This is a genomic window from Mesorhizobium sp. M6A.T.Cr.TU.017.01.1.1, assembly GCF_004023115.1.
GTDB classification, from domain to species: domain Bacteria; phylum Pseudomonadota; class Alphaproteobacteria; order Rhizobiales; family Rhizobiaceae; genus Mesorhizobium; species Mesorhizobium mediterraneum.
This window is the reverse complement of sequence record NZ_RZTA01000077.1, coordinates 1-19,857: the sequence shown is the minus strand read 5'-3', so window position 1 is coordinate 19,857 and position 19,857 is coordinate 1. Positions and strand designations below refer to the sequence as shown.

The 19,857-nt window shown below is 61.8% G+C and carries 18 protein-coding genes and 1 pseudogene; 6 read left to right on the top strand and 13 right to left on the bottom strand.

Translation table 11 applies throughout. The annotated features are described in order from the left end of the window. Positions 1 to 22: 22 nt before the first annotated feature. The 3 genes from EOB36_RS22360 to EOB36_RS22350 all read right to left on the bottom strand — a co-directional run bounded on the left by EOB36_RS22360 (position 23) and on the right by EOB36_RS22350 (position 2,795). Positions 23 to 430, bottom strand: coding sequence for a RidA family protein (locus EOB36_RS22360; protein WP_029353627.1), 408 nt, complete (start codon positions 428 to 430; stop codon positions 23 to 25). Between the two features lie 9 nt (positions 431 to 439). Continuing rightward, positions 440 to 1,573: a hypothetical protein gene (locus tag EOB36_RS22355; RefSeq protein ID WP_095489585.1), complete on the bottom strand. Its 1,134-nt coding sequence runs from the start codon at positions 1,571 to 1,573 to the stop codon at positions 440 to 442. Positions 1,574 to 1,649: 76 nt separating this feature from the next. After that, positions 1,650 to 2,795: a cupin domain-containing protein gene (locus tag EOB36_RS22350; protein WP_245458048.1), complete on the bottom strand. Its 1,146-nt coding sequence runs from the start codon at positions 2,793 to 2,795 to the stop codon at positions 1,650 to 1,652. Between the two features lie 32 nt (positions 2,796 to 2,827). On the opposite strand from EOB36_RS22350, the gene EOB36_RS22345 reads away from it, so the two are divergent. Beyond that, on the top strand, positions 2,828 to 3,073 hold the full coding sequence (locus EOB36_RS22345; protein ID WP_128285698.1) for a hypothetical protein: 246 nt from the start codon (positions 2,828 to 2,830) through the stop codon (positions 3,071 to 3,073). A gap of 17 nt (positions 3,074 to 3,090) precedes the next feature. Here the strand turns inward: EOB36_RS22345 and EOB36_RS22340 are convergent, their stop codons facing one another. Continuing rightward, positions 3,091 to 4,719, bottom strand: a complete 1,629-nt coding sequence (locus tag EOB36_RS22340) for a choline dehydrogenase (RefSeq protein ID WP_128285697.1) — start codon at positions 4,717 to 4,719, stop codon at positions 3,091 to 3,093. A gap of 212 nt (positions 4,720 to 4,931) precedes the next feature. Here EOB36_RS22340 and EOB36_RS22335 point away from each other — a divergent pair, with 212 nt between their 5' ends. Continuing rightward, positions 4,932 to 5,609 (top strand): FCD domain-containing protein, encoded by a 678-nt coding sequence (locus EOB36_RS22335; protein WP_126106823.1) that lies wholly within the window; start codon positions 4,932 to 4,934, stop codon positions 5,607 to 5,609. Positions 5,610 to 5,654: 45 nt separating this feature from the next. After that, the gene (locus EOB36_RS22330; RefSeq protein WP_164547225.1) at positions 5,655 to 7,190 is read left to right on the top strand and encodes a GMC family oxidoreductase N-terminal domain-containing protein; all 1,536 of its coding nucleotides are present in this window, start codon (positions 5,655 to 5,657) and stop codon (positions 7,188 to 7,190) included. A gap of 86 nt (positions 7,191 to 7,276) precedes the next feature. Here EOB36_RS22330 and EOB36_RS22325 read toward each other — a convergent pair whose 3' ends face one another. The 6 genes from EOB36_RS22325 to EOB36_RS22300 form a co-directional block, all read right to left on the bottom strand. After that, entirely contained in the window at positions 7,277 to 8,104 is an 828-nt protein-coding gene (locus EOB36_RS22325) for an inositol monophosphatase family protein (protein ID WP_126106824.1), read from the bottom strand. Continuing rightward, the gene (ttcA, locus tag EOB36_RS22320) at positions 8,094 to 8,987 is read right to left on the bottom strand and encodes a tRNA 2-thiocytidine(32) synthetase TtcA (RefSeq protein WP_128285696.1); all 894 of its coding nucleotides are present in this window, start codon (positions 8,985 to 8,987) and stop codon (positions 8,094 to 8,096) included. Before ttcA ends, EOB36_RS22325 begins: the two co-directional genes overlap by 11 nt. Before the next feature lie 138 nt (positions 8,988 to 9,125). After that, the gene (rpsD, locus tag EOB36_RS22315; protein WP_029353615.1) at positions 9,126 to 9,743 is read right to left on the bottom strand and encodes a 30S ribosomal protein S4; all 618 of its coding nucleotides are present in this window, start codon (positions 9,741 to 9,743) and stop codon (positions 9,126 to 9,128) included. Between the two features lie 368 nt (positions 9,744 to 10,111). Then, positions 10,112 to 10,300: a DUF3008 family protein gene (locus tag EOB36_RS22310; protein ID WP_126106826.1), complete on the bottom strand. Its 189-nt coding sequence runs from the start codon at positions 10,298 to 10,300 to the stop codon at positions 10,112 to 10,114. A gap of 60 nt (positions 10,301 to 10,360) precedes the next feature. Beyond that, positions 10,361 to 11,173, bottom strand: coding sequence for a glutamate racemase (gene murI / locus EOB36_RS22305; RefSeq protein ID WP_128285695.1), 813 nt, complete (start codon positions 11,171 to 11,173; stop codon positions 10,361 to 10,363). Positions 11,174 to 11,342: 169 nt separating this feature from the next. Next, complete coding sequence (locus EOB36_RS22300; protein ID WP_128285694.1) at positions 11,343 to 12,188, bottom strand: RNA methyltransferase; 846 nt, start codon at positions 12,186 to 12,188, stop codon at positions 11,343 to 11,345. A 219-nt stretch (positions 12,189 to 12,407) separates the two neighbouring features. Here EOB36_RS22300 and EOB36_RS22295 point away from each other — a divergent pair, with 219 nt between their 5' ends. Together EOB36_RS22295 and EOB36_RS22290 are read left to right on the top strand one after the other, a co-directional pair. Then, a complete protein-coding gene (locus EOB36_RS22295; RefSeq protein WP_126106829.1) occupies positions 12,408 to 13,619 on the top strand; it encodes an NADP-dependent isocitrate dehydrogenase in 1,212 nt (403 codons plus the stop codon). 12 nt (positions 13,620 to 13,631) lie between these two features. Further along, positions 13,632 to 14,306 carry a glutathione S-transferase family protein gene (locus EOB36_RS22290; protein WP_128285693.1) on the top strand — a complete coding sequence of 225 codons (675 nt, stop codon included), beginning with the start codon at positions 13,632 to 13,634 and terminating at the stop codon, positions 14,304 to 14,306. Here EOB36_RS22290 and EOB36_RS22285 read toward each other — a convergent pair. The 3 genes from EOB36_RS22285 to recA all read right to left on the bottom strand — a co-directional run bounded on the left by EOB36_RS22285 (position 14,275) and on the right by recA (position 19,146). After that, on the bottom strand, positions 14,275 to 15,054 hold the full coding sequence (locus EOB36_RS22285; RefSeq protein WP_128285692.1) for a PhzF family phenazine biosynthesis protein: 780 nt from the start codon (positions 15,052 to 15,054) through the stop codon (positions 14,275 to 14,277). The genes EOB36_RS22290 and EOB36_RS22285 overlap by 32 nt on opposite strands. A gap of 59 nt (positions 15,055 to 15,113) precedes the next feature. Next, positions 15,114 to 17,780, bottom strand: a complete 2,667-nt coding sequence (gene alaS / locus EOB36_RS22280; RefSeq protein ID WP_128285691.1) for an alanine--tRNA ligase — start codon at positions 17,778 to 17,780, stop codon at positions 15,114 to 15,116. A gap of 268 nt (positions 17,781 to 18,048) precedes the next feature. Further along, a complete protein-coding gene (gene recA, locus EOB36_RS22275) occupies positions 18,049 to 19,146 on the bottom strand; it encodes a recombinase RecA (protein ID WP_008875470.1) in 1,098 nt (365 codons plus the stop codon). Positions 19,147 to 19,420: 274 nt separating this feature from the next. On the opposite strand from recA, the pseudogene EOB36_RS22270 reads away from it, so the two are divergent. Continuing rightward, positions 19,421 to 19,857, top strand: a pseudogene (locus tag EOB36_RS22270) (carbohydrate kinase); the annotation flags it as partial.

Genomic DNA, 19,857 nt, shown 5'->3' with positions numbered 1-19,857 from the left:
GTCTCCTCGATTGTGTCGTGGCCTATTTGCCGGCCGGCAGCGGCTTGTAGACGATGGCATCCATTTCGATCTTGGTGTTGATGACCGCCTTTGCCTCGACGGTCGTGCGTGCCAGCACCGCGTCACCGATCCCTTCGAGGAACGCCTTGTTGTAGCGGCCGAAGTCGCGCGTATCCTCGAGATAGGTGGTGATCCGCACGACATCGGAGAGCGTTGCACCCTCGTCGGCAATGACGCGCGCGATGGTCTTCAGCGTCGCCAGCGTCTCTTCCTCGATCGTGCCGCTGATCATGTTGTTGTTCTCGTCCTTCGGCACCTGGCCGGAGACGAAAATGAAATCACCGGCACGCACCGCCGGATGAAACGGCAGGTTCGGATTCTTCTTGCCGATGGCGTAGTGGCTGGCGGATTTTCGCGTGCTGTCGCTCAACCTATCCCCCTAGAGAACGCTGGTTTCGATGATATCGACGCCACGGATACGGTCGATCAGGTAGACGATGCCGCGGTCGTCGATGGTGACGTCGTTGGAAGAGGAACGCTCGGCGCCTTCAGGCGCATCGGGCATGAAATGGCCGACCTCCTTGGGTGCGAACGGGTCGGCGATGTCGACCAGCCGCAGCCCCTGCGCGAACCATGCAAACGGAATGATGGTGCCCTTGAACCGTTCGGAAGGCTGATGGCAGCCGGTCATCGGCGGTTGCGGTGCGCCGTCCGGGTCGAGGCCGGGCACCTGGAAGGTCGCGATCGGCAGCGGATTCGTCTCGTCGGTGATGTCATAGATCCAGGTGAAAGCCGGCGGCGAAGGCCGGAGCTTGGCGACATCCTCGTCCGCCACCACCATGATGTTGCGGCCCTTGAGCGGCTGCGGGATCGGCAGGCACGTATGCGTGGGATGCGGAAAACTTGGGCTCGAATTGATATGCGAGACAAGCTTCGGCTTCGAAATGTCGGAAATGTCGAGGATGAACAGGCCGTGATGCCAGTAGCTGACATAGAGCCGGTCGCCCATGCGCAGCGGATGGTGGCAGCGTGGCGTGACGTAGTCATGCCACGGATACTCTTCACCGCCGCCGGTCCACTGGCCTGGTATCCACCAGCGCCCGACCTCGACCGGGCTCGCCGGATCGATCAGGTCGAGGATCATTACGATGTTGCCGACATAGCCGTCGGCGGTTGGCGAGATATAGGCGTAGCGGCCGTCATAGTCGTAGCGATGCACGCCATGGCCGCCGGTTATCCACTTCGAGATGAGCTTCGGCTCTGCCGGCCGGCTCGTGTCGTAAAGCGCCAGGCCACCGCCGAAATCGGCAGGGCCCGCATCGCCGAAGCGCTCGTGGTTGATGATCATCAGACCGTCCTGGGCGCGCACCTTGTGTGAATGCCAACCCGGCGGAACATCGATCGTCGCGATCTTCTTCGGATTGCGCGGATCGGAAATATCGACCAGCGTCGTGCCGCTCGGCGGACGCATGTGGCCGATATAGAGAATGTTGCGGTCGACCCAGACCTGACCACCGCCCGGACAGTCGATATGGCCGATCAGCTTTGTGTTGAACGCCGAAACCAAATGCATACGCCCTTGCTGCTGAAAACGTCTTTTTCGGTGTCCGCGCCGCTATGGCGGCGCGGACAGGTTTCCGCTGCAAAAGCTAGACGATGCGGAGTAGATCGCCGGCCTGGTTGCGGCCCCAGCGCTTGTAGAGGAGCAGCGCCTTCTGGGTCGGCGCATCGGTCGCGCCGAAGAAGATGACCGGCTCGGACGAGGAGCCATTGACGTGCTCGACCCAGGAACCACCCGGTATGGCGATCGTGTCGAACTGGTTCCAGTCGTAGCGTTTGCCGTCGATGATTGAATGGCCATTGCCGCGGAACGGCGCCAACAGCAGGCTGGCGGTCTCGCGCTGCGGCAGCGTCTTTTCGCCCGGCCGCAACATCTGGACGTAGAAGTTGATCGTGTGGAAGACCGGGCCGCCGGTGGTGGGGTCGACATAGTCGATGACGATACCTTCGTGCGGATCGCCGTCCCAATCCTTGTGGGCATCGAGGATCGCTTCCATCTTCTCCCAGCGATAGACATACATCGGCGACGACAGGCCGCCGCCGCGTTTGTGGTCGACGAAGCGCGGCATCAGGCCGCCCTCCCCATAGATGCGTTGCGAATAATCGCTCGGGAAACGGGCGGTCTGCACCTTCTTCTCGACTTCCTTGCCGTCGACCATCTCGGTGTATTTGTGGTCGAAATGCACGGCGTGCAGTGTCTCGACCAGCGGCAGGTCGAGAACCGAAAGGTTGACTGCCTGCTCGCCGCCGACAGTGCCGTGATTGTGCCAGGCATCATTGGGTGTCAGCACCATGTCGCCGGGGCCGAAAACCACATCCTCGCCTTCGACGCCGGTAAAGTTGCCCTTGCCGGTCAGGCCAAAACGTATGGCGCTCGGCGAGTGCTTGTGCGGCGGCATGATCTCGTCTGGATCATTCAGGCGATAGGCGGTGTACATCGTGCTGACCGATGCGCGCTTGGGCGCAAGACCGGGATTGACCAGGATCAGCGAGCGGCGCTCGCTATCGTCCATGGTGACCAGCTCGGCGGCGCGCTGCAGCAGCGGCTCGATGTCGGCATAGGACCAGACGAAGGGTATCGCCTTCGACGTCGCCATGAGCTGCTTAATCTCGTCGTGATCGACGCCTTCCGATGTCGCCCAGAACGGAAACATGTTCTTTTCGTAGAGGGCGTCATACAGGCCCTTCAGCGCGGCCTTCTTGTTGGTGACGGCAAGGTCTGCTGGTTGCGCCATGGACATGTCTGACACCTCTCTTCGCGAAGAAAATGCATTTAACCAACTCAACCGTATTCGGATTGGTTTTGCTCGACAATCCCAAAACTGAGAATTTTTTAAGTTTTTGGTTGAGTGCTTTTCTGAAAGGCAAATGCCCCGAAAAGCGGCAGAAAAACTCGGAAATGCGCGAGAAAACGGATAATCGAGCAGATGCAGATCAAACTACCGCGACCGTAGCAATTGCTCGGCAGCCCAACCAATTCGAATTTTTCTTTCAACCAAAGGATTTTGGTTGAACACCGGGCGCCGCCAATCAGGCCGCCATGGCTTGTTCAGCACGGCTGCGGATCAGGTCCGAGGCCTTTTCGGCGATCATGATGACCGCCGCATTGATGTTCCCGCAGATGAGGTCCGGCATCACGGAAGCATCCACTGCGCGAAGACCGGCAACACCGCGCACCCGCAGTTCGGGATCGACCACCGACCCGGCGTCGACACCCATGCGACAGGTGCCGCCGGGATGGTGCACGGTAATCGAGGTCTTGCGAATATGCTCATCGATCTCGTCGTCGCTCTGGCATTGCGGCCCCGGAAAGAATTCCGAGGCGATAAACGGCGTCATCGACGGTTGCGCAGCGAGGTTGCGCGCCACGCGGAAGCCGGCGCGGAGCGACTGCCAGTCACGCGGTGAGGACAGGAAATTCTGGTGGATCAGCGGCGCGGCCAACGGGTCGCTCGACGCCAGCTTCACGCTCCCCCTGCTCTCCGGCTGGACGGCGACGATGCGCGTCGCAAAACCATCGGCGAAGGGCGCCTTGAATGGTGCCATGTAGGGCCATGCGGCAAGCGGTGCAGCCGTGAAAAGCAGTTGGACGTCCGGCAATGGCCGACTTGCATCGCTTTTCAGGAATGCCACGACCCCGCCAGGCACATCGCCAGAAAAGCCCTTGCCGGTGAGATAGGTCTTGACGAAATCCAGCCCGATACGATCGGCCCGCATCATCTTGAGGAATGGTCCCGGCTGCTTGCGCCGATACATCAAAATGACTGAAACGTGGTCCTGCAGGTTCTTGCCGACCTGCGGACGGTCGACTTTCGCCTCGATACCATGCGCGGCGAGCTCGCCACTATCGCCGATCCCCGACAGCATCAGCAGTTGAGGCGTATTGATGACACCACCGGCAAGCAGGACCTCACGCCGTGCCAAAACCTGGTGGCTCGCGCCGCCTCTGGTATAGGCGATGCCGGTCGCGCGCCCATCCTTCAGCAGGATCCTCGTCGCCATCGCGCCGGTCAGCACCTTGACATTGCTGCGGCGCATGGCGGGACGCAGATAGGCCGACGCGGTCGAGCAGCGGCGACCGTTTGCGATCGTCATCTGCAGGCGACCAAAACCTTCCTGCACGGCGCCATTATAGTCGTCGGTCTGAGGATATCCGGCATCCCGGCTGGCGGTGGCAAAAGCATCGATCAGCTCGTCCTTGTAGCGGCAGAACTGGGTGTTCAGCGGACCGCTGCCGCCGCGATAGTCGCTCTCGCCCTTTTCCCAGCGCTCCTGCTTCTTGAAATAGGGCAGCACCTTGTCGAACGACCAATCGGTCAGGCCGCTGGCCGCCCAGCGATCATAGTCGCCACGATTGCCGCGCACATAGGCCATGGCGTTGGTGGAGGAGGAGCCGCCGATGACCTTGCCGCGTGCGCATTCGACCTTGCGTCCGCCGACATTGGCCTCGGGCTCGCAGAAATACATCCAGTCGTGACGGCGCTCGGTCAGAATCTTGCCCCAGCCAAGCGGGATATGGATCATCGGATCGCGATCCCAGTCCCCGGCTTCCAAGAGCAGCACGGAAACATCCGGATCTTCGCTCAGGCGGTTTGCAAGCACGCAGCCGGCCGACCCGGCTCCGACAATGACATAGTCAAATGTTTCCCCAAACGGCATGCACGGTCCTCGGGAGAAGGACGGCCCCACCGAGATGTGAGCCGTCAAAGAAACAACTGCGGCACTCAACCATCGCGCAACTGGTGTTGTCAACCACTGGGCGCAGATGTAGATTGGTTGAGTTGGTTGAGTGCCGTGTTCATCGATTCCGCGTCACAAGATGATGTCAGGACGTTGAGTCGGCGGCTGCCGATCAGACAGGAGATTTGGTTTTGAACGCATTCGAGCCGCAGATCGTATCATCGGATCTCGACGACATCATTGCAGCGGTCCGCCGGTTGCAACAGGGTGGCGGCAAGTTGCCTTCCGAGCGTGACCTTGCCGAACATCTGAATGTGAAGCGTCACCAGCTTCGCAAGGCGCTCGAATTGCTGCGTCAGTCAGGCGATTTGAAACCGGCGCGCGCCAGGCGTGCGCCAACCGCCCTGCCCCGATATGGCGAGGAGCTTGTCAGGGTAACCAATCCAATCGAGGTTTTGGAATTGCGCCTGCTGATGGAGCCGGGCCTCGCCCGGCTGGCATCGCTGCGCGCTTCGTCATTCGAGACGGCCCGGATCATCGATGCGGCAACCACGCCGGAGAATGCCTCGTCGGGCGCAGTCGATTTCGCGTTTCATCTCGCCATCGTTGCAGCCGCTCGCAACCATCTTGCCGCTGAATTCTACAAGATGCTGCGCCAGGTCGGGGTCGATGCGCGGGTGAAGATCGCACGCACCGCGGCACCCACCTGCCCCAAGCGGATCGCCGAGCGCGACGGCGAACATCGTCTGATTGCCGAAGCGATCTCGAAACGCGACCCGGAAGCGGCCGAGGCGGCGATGCGCGCGCATTTGCTGTCCGTGCAAAGACAGATCACCGAACGATCGAATGCCGGCGCCTTTGCCGCATAAGCGTGTTTTCCTATTAGCCAGGCAGCCTGCGCGGGGACTTCAAAAGTGAAACGTCATTTCGACGTGCTGGTCGTCGGCGCGGGATCGGCCGGCTCGGTGGTGGCCAGCCGGCTGAGCGAGGACCGATCATGCCAGGTCGGCCTGATCGAGGCCGGGGTGATGCCGTCCGATCCCGACATCGCCAACCCGCTGAAATGGACGATGCTGCAAGGCCGCGCCTACGACTGGGCCTATCGGACAGTGCCGCAACCCTTTACCGCAAACCGCGTGCACGAATGGCCACGTGGAAAGATCGTCGGCGGTTCGAGCTGCCTGCATGCCATGGCCTATGTGCGTGGTCATCCCGATGATTTCGAACCCTGGGCGGCTGCCGGCGGCGAGCGCTGGTCCTTTTCGGGCTTGTTGCCGGGCTTTGTCCGCAGTGAAGCTTTCACCGCCTTCGATGCGCCGTCGCGCGGCCGTAGCGGACCGTTGGACGTCTACCTGCCGGATGCAGAGGTCAGCCCCGTCGTCCGCGCCTATATGGCCGCCGGACGGGCCATGGGAATCTCCGCCTTGACCGATCACAACAGCGGCGAGCTGGCCGGCACCAGCCCCAATTCGCTGAACATCCGCGCCGGCCGGCGCCTGAGCGTCGCCGATGCCTATCTGCCGCCGGAGGTCAGGGCACGACCGAACCTTGCCTTGCTCACCGCCCACGAGGTCGAGCACCTCCTGCTGGAGGGCCAGCGGGCCACGGGTGTGGCTGTCGTGCGTGACGGAGAGACCACGACGGTCTCCGCCGACAGGATCGTTCTTTGCGCCGGCGCGGTGTCGTCGCCGCTCATCCTCATGCGGTCGGGCATTGGCGATGCGGATACGCTGACGCAAGCGGGGATACGCTGCCTCGCCGACCGAAGCGATGTCGGCCGCAATTTGCAGGACCATCTGCTGGTTCTTGGAAATGTCTACAGCACCAAAAAACCGCTGCCGCCGTCGCGCCTGCAGCACTCGGAATCGCTGATGTACCTGCATGGCAGCGATATTACTCGTTCGACGGGAAGCCCCGATATCGTGCTCGCCTGCGTCGTTGCCCCATCAGCCGCAGACGGCCTGAGTGCCCCGCCCTATGGCTCGGCTTTCACGATTCTATGCGGCGTCACCCATCCGACCAGCCGTGGGCGCATCGCACCGAGCGGGCCGGGCCGGGCCGATGCACCCATCATCGACCCGCATTATCTCGAAACCGAACACGACCGGGCGGTTTTCAGGACGGCCCTGAAGACGGCGCGCACCATTGGTCATCATCCAGCGCTCGACGAATGGCGCGACGTGGAAGTCCTGCCGGGATCGCCGGTGCGGTCGGACGCCGATCTTGACGCTTTCATCGCGAGCGCCGCTTCCACACATCATCATCCTGCCGGCACGTGCAGGATGGGCGGGGATGCCGACGCCGTCGTCGACCCGGATTTGCGGCTGAACGGCTTCGACAACGTCTTCATCGTCGACGCGTCAGTGATGCCGACGATCCCGAGCGGGCCGATCAACGCCGCCGTAGTCGCAATCGCGGAAACCTGGGCGACAGCCTCGGCTAGCGCGTGACCCTAAAAGTCGGAATCATATCGAGCGCAATGCGGGCTAATCGAGATCGGCCGGGCGTGGCCTGAACCGGATCGATGCCGGACGGCCTATTCCGCCCAGAGCTCGCGGCGCAGTTCGTGCCAGCTTTCCTTGTCCGGCGCGACAAGAAGGCCGCCTCCGACATGCGAAGGCAGATAGGCGCTGCCGTCGAAACGCGCCGCGTAACCACCTGCCTCGGCATGAATCAGCACACCGGCCAGATGATCCCACGGCATCAGCTTGTTGTAGACGACGAAGTGGGCGTGGCCGCTCGCCAGCAGGCGGTATTCGTGCGCCGCGCAGCGATAGCCGAACTGCGACAGGGATTTCGTCTGGTTGCGCGCCAGCCGTGACCGTTCCGGCTCGGGCATGTATTGCCAGGAAACCGCACCGGTCATTTGCGAGATCGGTGCAGGCTCGGCGACATGCACCTTCTCCAGAGTGCCATGCGCATGCCGTATGTGGCTGCCGGCACCCTTGGCGCCGATCAGCCAGTCCTTGCCAACGGGATCGTGAATGATGCCGGCGACGGTCTCGCCCTTCACCACGACGCCGAGCATGACGCCGAACAGCGGCACGCCGGAGGCGAAGTTGAAGGTGCCGTCGACCGGATCGATGACGAAGGCGAGATCGGCGTCGCCGAGACCCTGGAGCAGCGCCGGATCGTCGGAGCATGCCTCTTCGCCGACGATCATCGCCTGGGGGTAACGCTCACGCAGCCTGACGGTGATGAGCCGCTCGGCATTCACGTCGGCCTCCGTCACCAGGTCGGCTGCCGAGGTTTTTTGGCGAACCTCGCCCTCATCCAGCCGACGAAAACGCGGCATGATCTCGGCAATGGCGGCGTCGGACAGAAGGGTGGCAAGCCAGTCGATCGCGGTATCGTCAAATGTCATCGGGAATGTCTTGCCTTGTGGTGTGGGTCTCGTTGAGGGCGGCGAAATCGAACAGCTTTCTGTCGAGCAGATGCGAGGGCCGCACATTGGTCATGGCGTGGATCATCGTGTCCTTGCGGCCGGGCATGCGCTTTTCCAGGCCGTCGAGCATCGCCTTCATCGCATTGCGCTGCAAGCCATCCTGGCTCCCGCATAGATCGCACGGGATGATCGGGAATTTCATGGCGCTGGCGAATTTTTCGAGATCGGCCTCGGCACAATAGGCAAGCGGCCGCAGCACCATGACGTCGCCGTCGTCGTTGAGCAGTTTTGGCGGCATGGCGGCGAGGCGCCCACCATGGAATAGGTTCATGAAAAAGGTTTCAAGTATGTCCTCGCGGTGATGCCCGAGCACCAGCGCCGAGCAACCCTCCTCCCGCGCGATGCGGTAGAGATGGCCGCGCCTGAGCCGCGAGCACAGCGAACAGTAGGTGCTGCCCTCGGGAAGCTTGTCGGTCACCACCGAATAAGTGTCCTGATATTCGATGCGGTGCGGGATGGCGTATTTATTGAGATAGTCGGGCAATATGTGTTTGGGAAAATTGGGCTGGCCCTGGTCTAGATTGCAGGCCAACAGCTCGACCGGCAGCAGCCCGCGCCATTTGAGGTCGAGCAGCAAAGCGAGCAGGCCATAGGAATCCTTGCCGCCCGACAAGGCAACCAGCCAGCGATCGCCTGGCCTCACCATCGAAAAATCGTCGATCGCCTGACGGGCGAGACGCAGCAGCCGTTTGCGCAGCTTGTTGAACTCGACGGAGGACGGCACATCGGCAAACAGCGGATGAAAGCCGCCTGCGGCATCGGCGATCGGTTCGAGTGTCTTGGCATCAGGCAGCATGTTCATGGCGCGTCGGCCCCAAAGGTCCTTGTTGCTGCCCGGATTAGCGCATCGGCCCGAAAATCGAAATCGATTTTCGGATGCCCAAAAGAAAAGGCCGCCTCGAGGGGCGGCCTTCGATGCTGTTGCAGATGAAGAAATCGATCAGCGCGAATAGAATTCGACGACCAGGTTCGGTTCCATCTGCACGGCGAATGGAACATCCGACAGGCCGGGGATGCGCCCGAAGGTCGCGGTCATCTTGTTGTGGTCGACCTCGATGTAATCAGGCACGTCGCGCTCGGCCAGGCCTACCGATTCCAGGACGATCACCAGCTGCTTCGACTTTTCGCGCACTTCGATGACGTCGCCCGGCTTGCAGCGGTACGAGCCGATGTTGACGCGCTTGCCGTTGACATTGATGTGGCCGTGATTGACGAACTGGCGGGCGGCAAAAATGGTCGGCACGAACTTGGCGCGGTAGACGACCGCGTCGAGACGCGATTCGAGCAGGCCGATCAGGTTCTCCGAGGTGTCGCCCTTGCGACGATCCGCCTCTTCATAGACCTTGCGGAACTGCTTTTCCGAAACGTCGCCGTAGTGACCCTTCAGCTTCTGCTTGGCACGCAGCTGCAGGCCGAAATCGGAAAGCTTGCCCTTGCGGCGCTGGCCATGCTGGCCGGGACCGTATTCGCGCTTGTTGACCGGGGATTTCGGGCGGCCCCAGATGTTTTCGCCGAGACGCCGGTCGATCTTGTATTTCGCAGATTCGCGCTTGCTCATCGCATTCCCTTTCAAAACAGTACACCCGGAACCTCATGGTCCGGGTGAAGGAAACGCGCCCTCCTCTGGCCCCCGTTTTCGAGACCTGACAGGGTTTTCCCACGCAACGCGGCGGAAAACCCACGGGACACGTCATTTTACACAAGACCCGGGAAATAGAGCGCTTCCCAAACGTCTTGCGCACATAAAGAAACCACCGGGCATTGCGGCCCGGTGTTGATGGGCTGATTAAACGGAGATTTAACCGGTGTCAAGCTTGCGGCTGGCGCCGGTGATGGCGAGTGGATACGACCCAAGGGCCGCGGCTCGGCCGCGGCTGTCAAACCATGGAACCGGAACCGACCTCCCTGCCTGGTGCGGACGAGCGGCTAGTGCTTCGCTTTCTTCTCCGGCAGGCCCTTACGTTTGGTCTCGGCAAATTCCTCGAGCTGTTTTTCGCTCATGGATTTGTACATTCCCTTCGAAGGGCCTTTGAGCTCGCTCTTCTTGGTCTCGCCACGCTTGGCGGACAATGCCGCGCCGGCAGCTTTCTGCTGGGACTTTGATGTGGCTGGCATGATCGTTTCTCCTGTTGCCAATGGGAGAAAACGTATCGGTCGGGATGATGTTCCTAAATATCAGGAAATCGCCAGCCCAAACCCCTGCATCAGGCGGCGAGTCGGGAAATCAACCCTCTTTGAGGTGAAGACAGCAAGATCGGCGCCTTCCGGCAGCGCGTCGCCGCGATTCCTGCCCTCGATGCCAACGAGCAGCGAGAGCGCCCGTCGCGCGATCGCTTCAGCTGGATCGAGCCAATCAACCGGCCAAGGTGCCGTCTTGCGCATGCGGTTGGCCAGAAAGGGATAATGGGTGCAGGCAAGCACGACGATGTCGGTCCGCAGTCCATCATGATCGACGAAGCACGGTGCGATCTCAGCACGCACGGCCTCTTCGTCGACAAAGCCCTCGCGCATATAGACCTCGGCCAGTCCCGCCAGGCCGTCGCTGCCAACCAGGCGGACATGGCATTTCTGGGCCCATTTGCTGATTAGGTCGCGCGTATACTGGCGCTTGACGGTGCCGGGCGTCGCCAGCACCGAAACAAGTCCGGAGCGCGTGCGTTCCGCCGCCGGCTTGATCGCCGGCACCGTGCCGACGAAAGGATGGCCGGGAAATCGTTCGCGCAGCGCATCGATGACCAGCGTCGAGGCGGTGTTGCAGGCGATGACCGAAATAGCTGGCGAAAAACGGGCGAGCAGCCTGCCGAACAGCTCCAGTACATGTGCCCTCAGCGCCGGTTCCTCCCAAGCCCCATAAGGGAAAGCCGCGTCGTCGGCGACATAGACGAAGCGGCGGTCGGGCATCAGCACGCGCGCTTCGCGCAGCACCGTCAGGCCGCCGATGCCGGAATCGAACATCAGGATTGGACGGGCGTTTGAAGGGTTGGTCATTGTCATTGATTAGGAGAAAGGACTGGGATTACGAGAAAAGACTGGGACTCAGAGGGAAGGCTGGGACCACGGCAGGAAGATGGTCGCACATCCGAGGGTCCATCATTTTGAAATGATGGACCCCACCAAATAACATTCGGTTACCAGTGGTAGGCCCAACGATTTGTTCCTAGCCGTTGTCTTCCGCCTTGGCGGCGCGTGCCGCGGCTGCCGGAAGCCGTCTTGGATCATCACCCGGCGATCCGTCGCCGCGCGGCATGGCCGGCGAAAACCTGTCCAGCGATGATATTATGCCGCGCAGCACCTTGAGCTCCTGCTCGGCGAAGCCGGCACGCGTCAGCACCGCGCGCAGATTGTCGACCATCTTCGGCTTCTTCGGCGCCGGACGGAAATAGCCGCGCGCCTCGAGCGCGCCTTCCAGATACGCGAACAGGCCGTGCAACTGTTCCTTGGTCGCCGGCATCATGTCAGGGCTGGAAAAATTGGTTTTCGTCTCATCTTCCAAGCCCGACTTCATCCATTCATAGGACATCAGCAGGGCCGCCTGGGCAATGTTGAGCGAAGAGAAGGCGGGATCGACCGGGAAGGTGACGATCTCGTCGGCGAGGCCGACCTCGTCATTGTAGAGCCCGAACCGCTCGCGGCCGAACAGGATGCCGGTGCGCTGCCCGGCTTGCTGGCGCGCTCTCAGCGCCCTGCCCGCCTCGACCGGTCCGCGCACCGGCTTGAAATTATCACGCGCGCGCGCCGTGGTGGCGAAGACGAAGTTCAGGTCGGCAACCGCCGAGGCCAGATCGTCAAAGACCGTGACGGCATCGATGACATGGTCGGCGCGGCTCGCGGCAGCGCGCGCCTTCTCGCTTGGCCAGCCGTCGCGCGGATTCACGAGGCGCAGTTCGGCAAGCCCAAAATTCGCCATGGCGCGCGCGACCATGCCGATATTCTCGCCGAGCTGCGGCTCGACGAGGATGATCGCCGGGCCTGCGGCAGGAGGGATGTCGTTACTGGCTTGCATGATGTCAATGAACTGCTGTTTGCGGCATTTCAGCGTCCCCTGCCATATCCGGCCGCGAAAATGAAGCGTTCACAAGGAGAGGCCGATGGCGGTAGTCGAGCCAGGCCACGCGGATCGCCGTTTGCGCGGCCAAAAATGCTTTGATATACGGGCCGCATCCCCGGCCGAAAGCCATGCGGGCAAGGCCGTTCCGATCCCCAACAATGAGGCATTCTTTCCATGGCGAAGATCAAGGTGGCGAACCCGGTCGTCGAACTCGACGGCGACGAGATGACCCGCATCATCTGGCAGTTCATCAAGGATAAGCTGATTCACCCCTATCTCGACCTCAAGCTTGAATATTACGACCTCAGCGTCGAGCACCGCGACGCCACCAACGACCAGGTGACGATCGATTCGGCCAATGCCATCAAGAAACATGGCGTTGGCGTGAAATGCGCAACGATCACGCCCGACGAGCAGCGTGTCGAGGAATTCAAGCTGAAGAAGATGTGGAAGTCGCCGAACGGCACCATCCGCAACATCCTCGGCGGCACCATCTTTCGCGAGCCGATCATCATGAAGAACGTGCCGCGGCTGGTGCCCGGCTGGACCAAGCCGATCATAGTGGGCCGTCATGCCTTCGGCGACCAGTACCGTGCCACCGACTTCCGCTTTCCCGGCAAGGGCAAGCTGACGATCAAGTTTGTCGGCGAGGACGGCAAGGTGATCGAGCATGAGGTGTTCGATGCGCCGGCCGCCGGCGTCGCCATGGCCATGTACAATCTCGACGAGTCGATCCGGGAATTTGCCCGCGCCTCGCTGAATTACGGCCTGCTGCGCAATTATCCGGTCTATCTCTCGACCAAGAACACCATCCTCAAGGCCTATGACGGCCGCTTCAAGGACATTTTCCAGGAAGTCTACGAGGCTGAGTTCGAAGCCGAATTCAAGGCGAAAAAGATCTGGTACGAGCACCGGCTGATCGACGACATGGTCGCCTCCAGCCTGAAATGGTCGGGCGGCTATGTCTGGGCCTGCAAGAACTACGATGGCGACGTGCAGTCGGACACGGTGGCGCAAGGTTTTGGGTCGCTAGGCCTGATGACCTCGGTGCTGATGACGCCGGACGGCAAGACGGTGGAGGCGGAGGCGGCACATGGCACCGTCACCCGTCACTATCGCCAGCATCAGAAGGGCGAGGAAACCTCGACCAATTCGATCGCCTCGATCTTCGCCTGGACGCGCGGGCTCGCCCATCGCGCCAAGCTCGACGACAATGCCGAGCTGAAGCGTTTTGCCGAGACGCTGGAAAGGGTCTGCATCCAGACCGTCGAGGCCGGCTTCATGACCAAGGATCTGTCGCTGCTGATCGGTCCCGACCAGCCATGGCTTTCGACCACCGGCTTCCTCGACAAGATCGACGAGAATCTGCAGAAGGCAATGGCCTGACGGCCAAACGAGATGAACAAGCTCGTCGTCTACGGGGCGGACTACAGCGTCTATGTGCGCATCGTCCGCCTCGTGCTCGAGGAAAAGGGCATCGACTATGAGCTTGTGCCGGTCGATGTCTTCGCGGCGGACGGTATTCCCCGCTGGTATTTCGGCCATCACCCGTTCGGTCGCATCCCTGCCTTCGAGCATGACGGGTTTCGGCTTTGCGAGACCAGCGCAATTGCCTGCTATGTCGACGAGGCTTTCGACGGACCGGCGCTGCAACCGGCTGATGCTCGACCCCGCGCAACCATGAACCAGATCATCGGCATGCTCGACGCCTATGCCTATCGGGCCATGGTCTGGGATGTTGCCGTCGAGCGGCTGGAGAAGACGGCGCCTGACGAGGCTTTGATCGCCGCCGGACTTCGGCAGGCGAGAACGGCATTACAGGCGCTCTCCTCGCTGAAAGCCGAGGGGCCATGGCTGTTGGGAGCGGAGCTGACGCTCGCCGACCTGCACGCCGCGCCAATCATCGGCTATTTCGTCAAGGTTGCCGAGGGTCAAAACCTGCTGGCGGAGTTTGCCGACATCCACGACTGGTGGACCCGCATAGCTCAGCGTCCAAGCTTTTCCCGAACTGAAAAGGCAGGCTGGGGCAAATGGCAGTTGTTCATTCGGGAAGGTAGATTTCCGCCTTCATGAAGGTTTTCGCACGACCTACGATCAGCACGCGATCTCCAGCCAGGTCGCATAGCAAATGCCCGCCGCGATGCGAGCATTGGAATGCCGACAGATGCGTCTTGCCGAGTTTTTCAGACCAGTAAGGCACCAGTGTCGCATGAGTGGAGCCAGTCACCGGATCCTCGGGAATGCCCGCCCCAGGCACGAAATAACGCGAGACGAAATCATGGGCTCGCACAGGCGCGGTAATGACCAGGCCAAGAGGATGAAGGGTTCCGATCCTGAGCAGATCGGGAACGAATGACCGTATGGATGCCTCGTCGGCAAGCTCGACAAACAGATTTTCGAAATTGCGGAAGCTCGAAACCGTGCCCAGAGGAAATATCTCTTGCAGCGCCAGCGTTAACTCCCCGCCGAGCGGCTGCGGCGGAAAACATGGCAGATCGAGCTGGTAGGCGCCTTCCCGTTGCGAAACCCGTAGCTCACCCACCCGCGTGGCAAAGGCCATGTCGCCAGGCACATTGTGTTCCGCGGCCAATACATGGGCGGTCGCAAGAGTAGCATGGCCACAGAAGTCGACTTCATGAACCGGCGTGAACCAGCGCAAATCCCAACTCTTGCCATTCGGCCGCGCAAACGCGGTTTCAGCAAGATTGTTCTCGTTTGCGATGGCCTGCATCACATCGTCCGATAGCCAGTCCACCAAAATGAGAACGGCAGCAGGGTTGCCCTGGAAAGCCCGTTCGGCAAAGGCGTCGACTTGATACATGGTCAACGTTGCCACATCATCCCCGCTGCCACTTCGGCCTCGCCTGACTGGTGGAGGATTCACGCAGCTTCCAGCGCCGCCTTCACCGCAGCAATCGCTTCCTCGGCTTTCGAGGCATCCGGGCCGCCGGCCTGGGCCATGTCAGGCCGACCGCCGCCGCCCTGCCCGCCCAAGGCAGCGGATGCCACGCGCACCAGATCGACGGCGCTGAAGCGAGCGGTCAGATCGTCGGTGACACCGACCACGACGCTCGCCTTGTTGTCCTCGCCGGCGCCAACGAAGACGACGATGCCGGAGCCGAGCGACTTCTTGCCGGCATCGGCCAACGGCTTCAAATCTTTTGGCGAGACGCCGGACACCGCCTTGCCAAGGAAACCGACACCGGCAATGGTTTCGTTTTCCGCAGGCACACCGGATGGCGAGCGGTCGCCCAGCGCCAGCTTCTTGCGCGCCTCGGTCAGTTCCTTTTCGAGCTTCTTGCGCTCATCGAGCAGCGCCTCGACGCGGGCCGGCACGTCGGCCGGCGAAATCTTCAGCGTGGCAGCGACCGCCTTCAGCCGTTTGTCCTGCTCGTCGAGATGCTTTCTGGCCGCCTCTCCGGTCAACGCCTCGATACGGCGCACGCCGGCGGCGACAGCGCTGTCCGACACGACGCGCACCAGACCGATATCGCCGGTCGCCCTGACATGCGTGCCGCCGCAGAGCTCGACCGAATAGGGCCGGTTGGCCTTGGCGCCATGCAAGCCCGTTCCCATCGAAACGACGCGCACTTCGTCGCCATACTTCTCGCCGAACAGCGCCATGGCGCCCTCGGCGATGGCGTCGTCGACCGACATAAGGCGCGTCGACACCGGGCTGTTCTGCACGACGATCTCGTTGGCCATGCGCTCGACCTCTTCGAGCTCGTCCGGCGAAATCGGCTTGTTGTGCGAGATGTCGAAGCGCAGACGCTCGGGCGCGACCAGCGAGCCCTTCTGCGCGACATGAGTGCCGAGCACCTCGCGCAGCGCCTCATGGATCAGATGCGTCGCGGAATGGTTCGCGCGCAGCCTGGAGCGGCGCGCATGGTCGACCTTCAGCTCGACGGTTGCGCCCGTGTTGACCGTGCCGCTGACCACCTTGCCGAGATGCACGAAAAGCCCATCGGCCTTCTTCTGCGTATCGGAGATCTCGATCGAGAACCCTTCGCCTAAAATGAGGCCGGTGTCGCCCATCTGGCCGCCGGATTCGCCATAGAACGGCGTCTGGTTGACGACCACGGCAACGGCGTCGCCCTTGGCCGCGCTGTCAACGGTCTTGCCGTCCCTGACCAGCGCCTGGATGAGGCCTTCCGCCTGCTCGGTCTCGTAACCGAGGAACTCGGTGGCGCCGTTCTTCTGGCGCACCGGGAACCACACCGTTTCGGTCGCGGCCTCGCCGGAGCCAGCCCAGCTCTTGCGCGCCTCGGCCTTCTGCTGCTCCATCGCATTGGTGAAGCCGGCAAGATCGACCGAGATGTTGCGCTGACGCAGCGCGTCCTGCGTCAGATCGAGCGGAAAGCCATAGGTGTCGTAGAGCTTGAAGGCTGTCTCGCCATCCAGCATGTCGCCGGCGCCCAGTCTTTCCGTCGCCTCCGAAAGCAGGCCCAGGCCGCGCACCAGCGTCTTGCGGAAACGCGTTTCCTCAAGCTTCAGTGTCTCGGTGATCATCTGTTCGCCGCGCACCAGTTCCGGGTAGGCCTGGCCCATCTCGCGCACCAGCGCCGGCACCAGGCGCCACATCAGCGGATCGCGGGCACCGAGCAACTGTGCATGGCGCATGGCGCGGCGCATGATGCGACGAAGCACATAGCCGCGGCCTTCATTGGACGGCAGCACGCCGTCGGCCACCAGGAAGCAAGACGAACGCAAATGATCGGCGATGACGCGGAACGATCCGACGGTGTCCGCATCCGGACCGCGGCCGAGCGCGGACGACGCAGCGTCGACCAGGTGACGGAACAGGTCGGTCTCGAAGACGCTCTCCACCCCTTGCAGAATGGAGGCCATGCGCTCCAGGCCCATGCCGGTGTCGATCGACGGGCGCGGCAGGTCGATGCGCTCGTCCTTCGTCACCTGTTCATACTGCATGAACACCAGGTTCCAGAATTCGAGAAAACGGTCGCCGTCCTCCTCGGGGCTGCCGGGAGGCCCGCCCCAGATGTGCTCGCCACGGTCGATGAAGATCTCCGAGCACGGCCCACAAGGTCCGGTGTCGCCCATCGCCCAGAAATTGTCCGAGGTCGGAATGCGGATGATGCGATCGTCGGAAAAGCCGGCGATCTTCTTCCAGAAGGAGGCGGCCTCGTCATCGGTGTGATAGACGGTGACCAGCAGCTTGTCCTGCTTCAGCCCGAACTCCTTGGTGATCAGGTTCCAGGCAAGCTCGATAGCGCGTTCCTTGAAATAGTCGCCGAACGAGAAATTGCCGAGCATCTCGAAGAAGGTCAGGTGGCGGGCGGTGTAGCCGACATTGTCGAGGTCATTGTGCTTGCCGCCGGCGCGCACACTCTTCTGAGCCGTCGTGGCACGCGAATAAGGTCGCTTTTCCAGGCCTGTGAAGACGTTCTTGAACTGCACCATGCCGGCATTGGTGAACATCAGCGTCGGATCGTTGCGCGGCACCAGCGGGCTCGACGCGACGACCTCGTGACCCTCCTTGCGGAAATAGTCGAGGAATGTCGACCGGATCTCGTTAACGCCACTCATGAATAATACTGCCTTTTAACTTTTAGAGAGAGCCGTCGGCCCGGCCGACGGCAAATGGACATGGCCTTTTAGCCGCCGCGTTGCACCCTGTCCAGAAACACGGAATTGGGCCAATTTGCAGGGCTTGTCGGTCATCTCGGCGCCGGCGCTGAAACGCAAACCGCCGGCGCTAGGCCGGCGGTTCGAAACGCAACAATACAGAACTCGATTACATGAGCTGCAGGTGATGAGCGGGAATTATGGCCAAACTCCGGCCACCACTGAGGCCTTACATGGCGCCGGCTTCGTCCTCGAAACCATCGTCGCCGCCTTCGGAACCACCATTCTCGAGGAATTTCTCCGCGATCAGCCCGGCATTCTGCCGCAGCGCCAATTCGATCTCGCGCGCCGTATCGGGATTGTCGCGCAGGAACAATTTGGCGTTCTCACGGCCCTGGCCGAGACGCTGCGAATTGTAGGAGAACCAGGCGCCCGACTTCTCGACCACGCCGGCTTTGACGCCAAGGTCGACCAGCTCGCCAGTCTTGGACACGCCCTCGCCATACATGATGTCGAATTCGACCACCTTGAAGGGCGGCGCCAGCTTGTTCTTGACGACCTTGACGCGGGTCTGGTTGCCGACGACCTCGTCGCGGTCTTTGACCGAGCCGATGCGGCGAATGTCGAGGCGGACCGAAGCATAGAATTTCAGCGCGTTGCCGCCGGTCGTGGTCTCGGGCGAACCGAACATGACGCCGATCTTCATGCGGATCTGGTTGATGAAGATGACCATGGTGTTGGAGCGCGAGATCGAGGCGGTCAGCTTGCGCAGCGCCTGGCTCATCAGGCGGGCCTGCAGGCCCGGCAGCGAATCGCCCATCTCGCCCTCAATTTCGGCGCGCGGCGTCAGCGCCGCGACCGAATCGACCACCAGCACGTCGATGGCGCCGGAACGCACCAATGTGTCGCAGATCTCCAGCGCCTGCTCGCCGGTATCGGGCTGCGAAATCAGCAGGTTCTCGAGATCGACGCCGAGCTTGCGGGCATAGACCGGATCGAGCGCATGCTCAGCATCGACGAAAGCGCAGATGCCGCCCTTCTTCTGGGCCTCGGCCACCGTGTGCAGCGCCAGCGTCGTCTTGCCCGAGCTTTCCGGCCCGTAGATCTCGACGATGCGGCCGCGCGGCAGACCGCCGACGCCAAGCGCGATGTCGAGGCCAAGCGAGCCGGTCGGCACGGTTTCGATCTCGACGACCTGCTCGTTTGCGCCGAGCCGCATGATCGAGCCCTTGCCGAAGGCACGCTCGATTTGCGACAGCGCCGCATCCAGAGCCTTTGATTTGTCCACTGCTTTGTCCTCTACAAGCCGCAAAGAATTCTGAGCCATGATACATCACCCCTTGGTCGTCAATGAAGGCCGGACAATCCGTAATCCTTATTAATTTGTACCTTTTTTGTTCTCATTTGGCAAGGGGATACAACCCATTGAAAAACAAAAAGTATCCGCATTTGTTCTTTTTTTGTTTCGCGCTTTCACGCCAAGATGTATCCCGCGTCTCCCGCAGGATCGTGCCGGCATCTTCCGAATCGCGCCTCCGGTTGCCGGGTTCCGCCGGACAACCTAGTCTTCACCTGGCAACAGCAATGGTCTCCTCGCCGGCATGATGAAGTCGCCGACAATCCTGGCCGTAGGCGGCGCCTATATAGATCGGCGCGGCCAGGTTTCGGGCACTTTCGTGCCGGCGGCGTCGAATCCCGGCACGATGCGCGAGGCTGTCGGCGGCGCCGTCTTCAATGCGCTGCGCAGCGCCGTGCGCCGCGGCGTTTCCGGCTCGCTGCTTTCGGTGCGCGGCGGTGATGTTCTGGCCGATACGGTCTCGCGCGCCATCCATGCTGCCGGCATTGCCGATCTGTCCGCGGTGTTCCTCGATCGCGCGACGCCGAGCAACACGATGCTGGTCGACGGCGACGGTGCGCTGATCGTCGGCCTTGCCGACATGGCGCTCTACGATCTGGCGCTTGCCAAGCAGATCCGCCGCGCCAAGGTGCGCGAGGCGATCAGCGCTGCCGATGGCAGGTTTGCGTCGCACAGGATCGC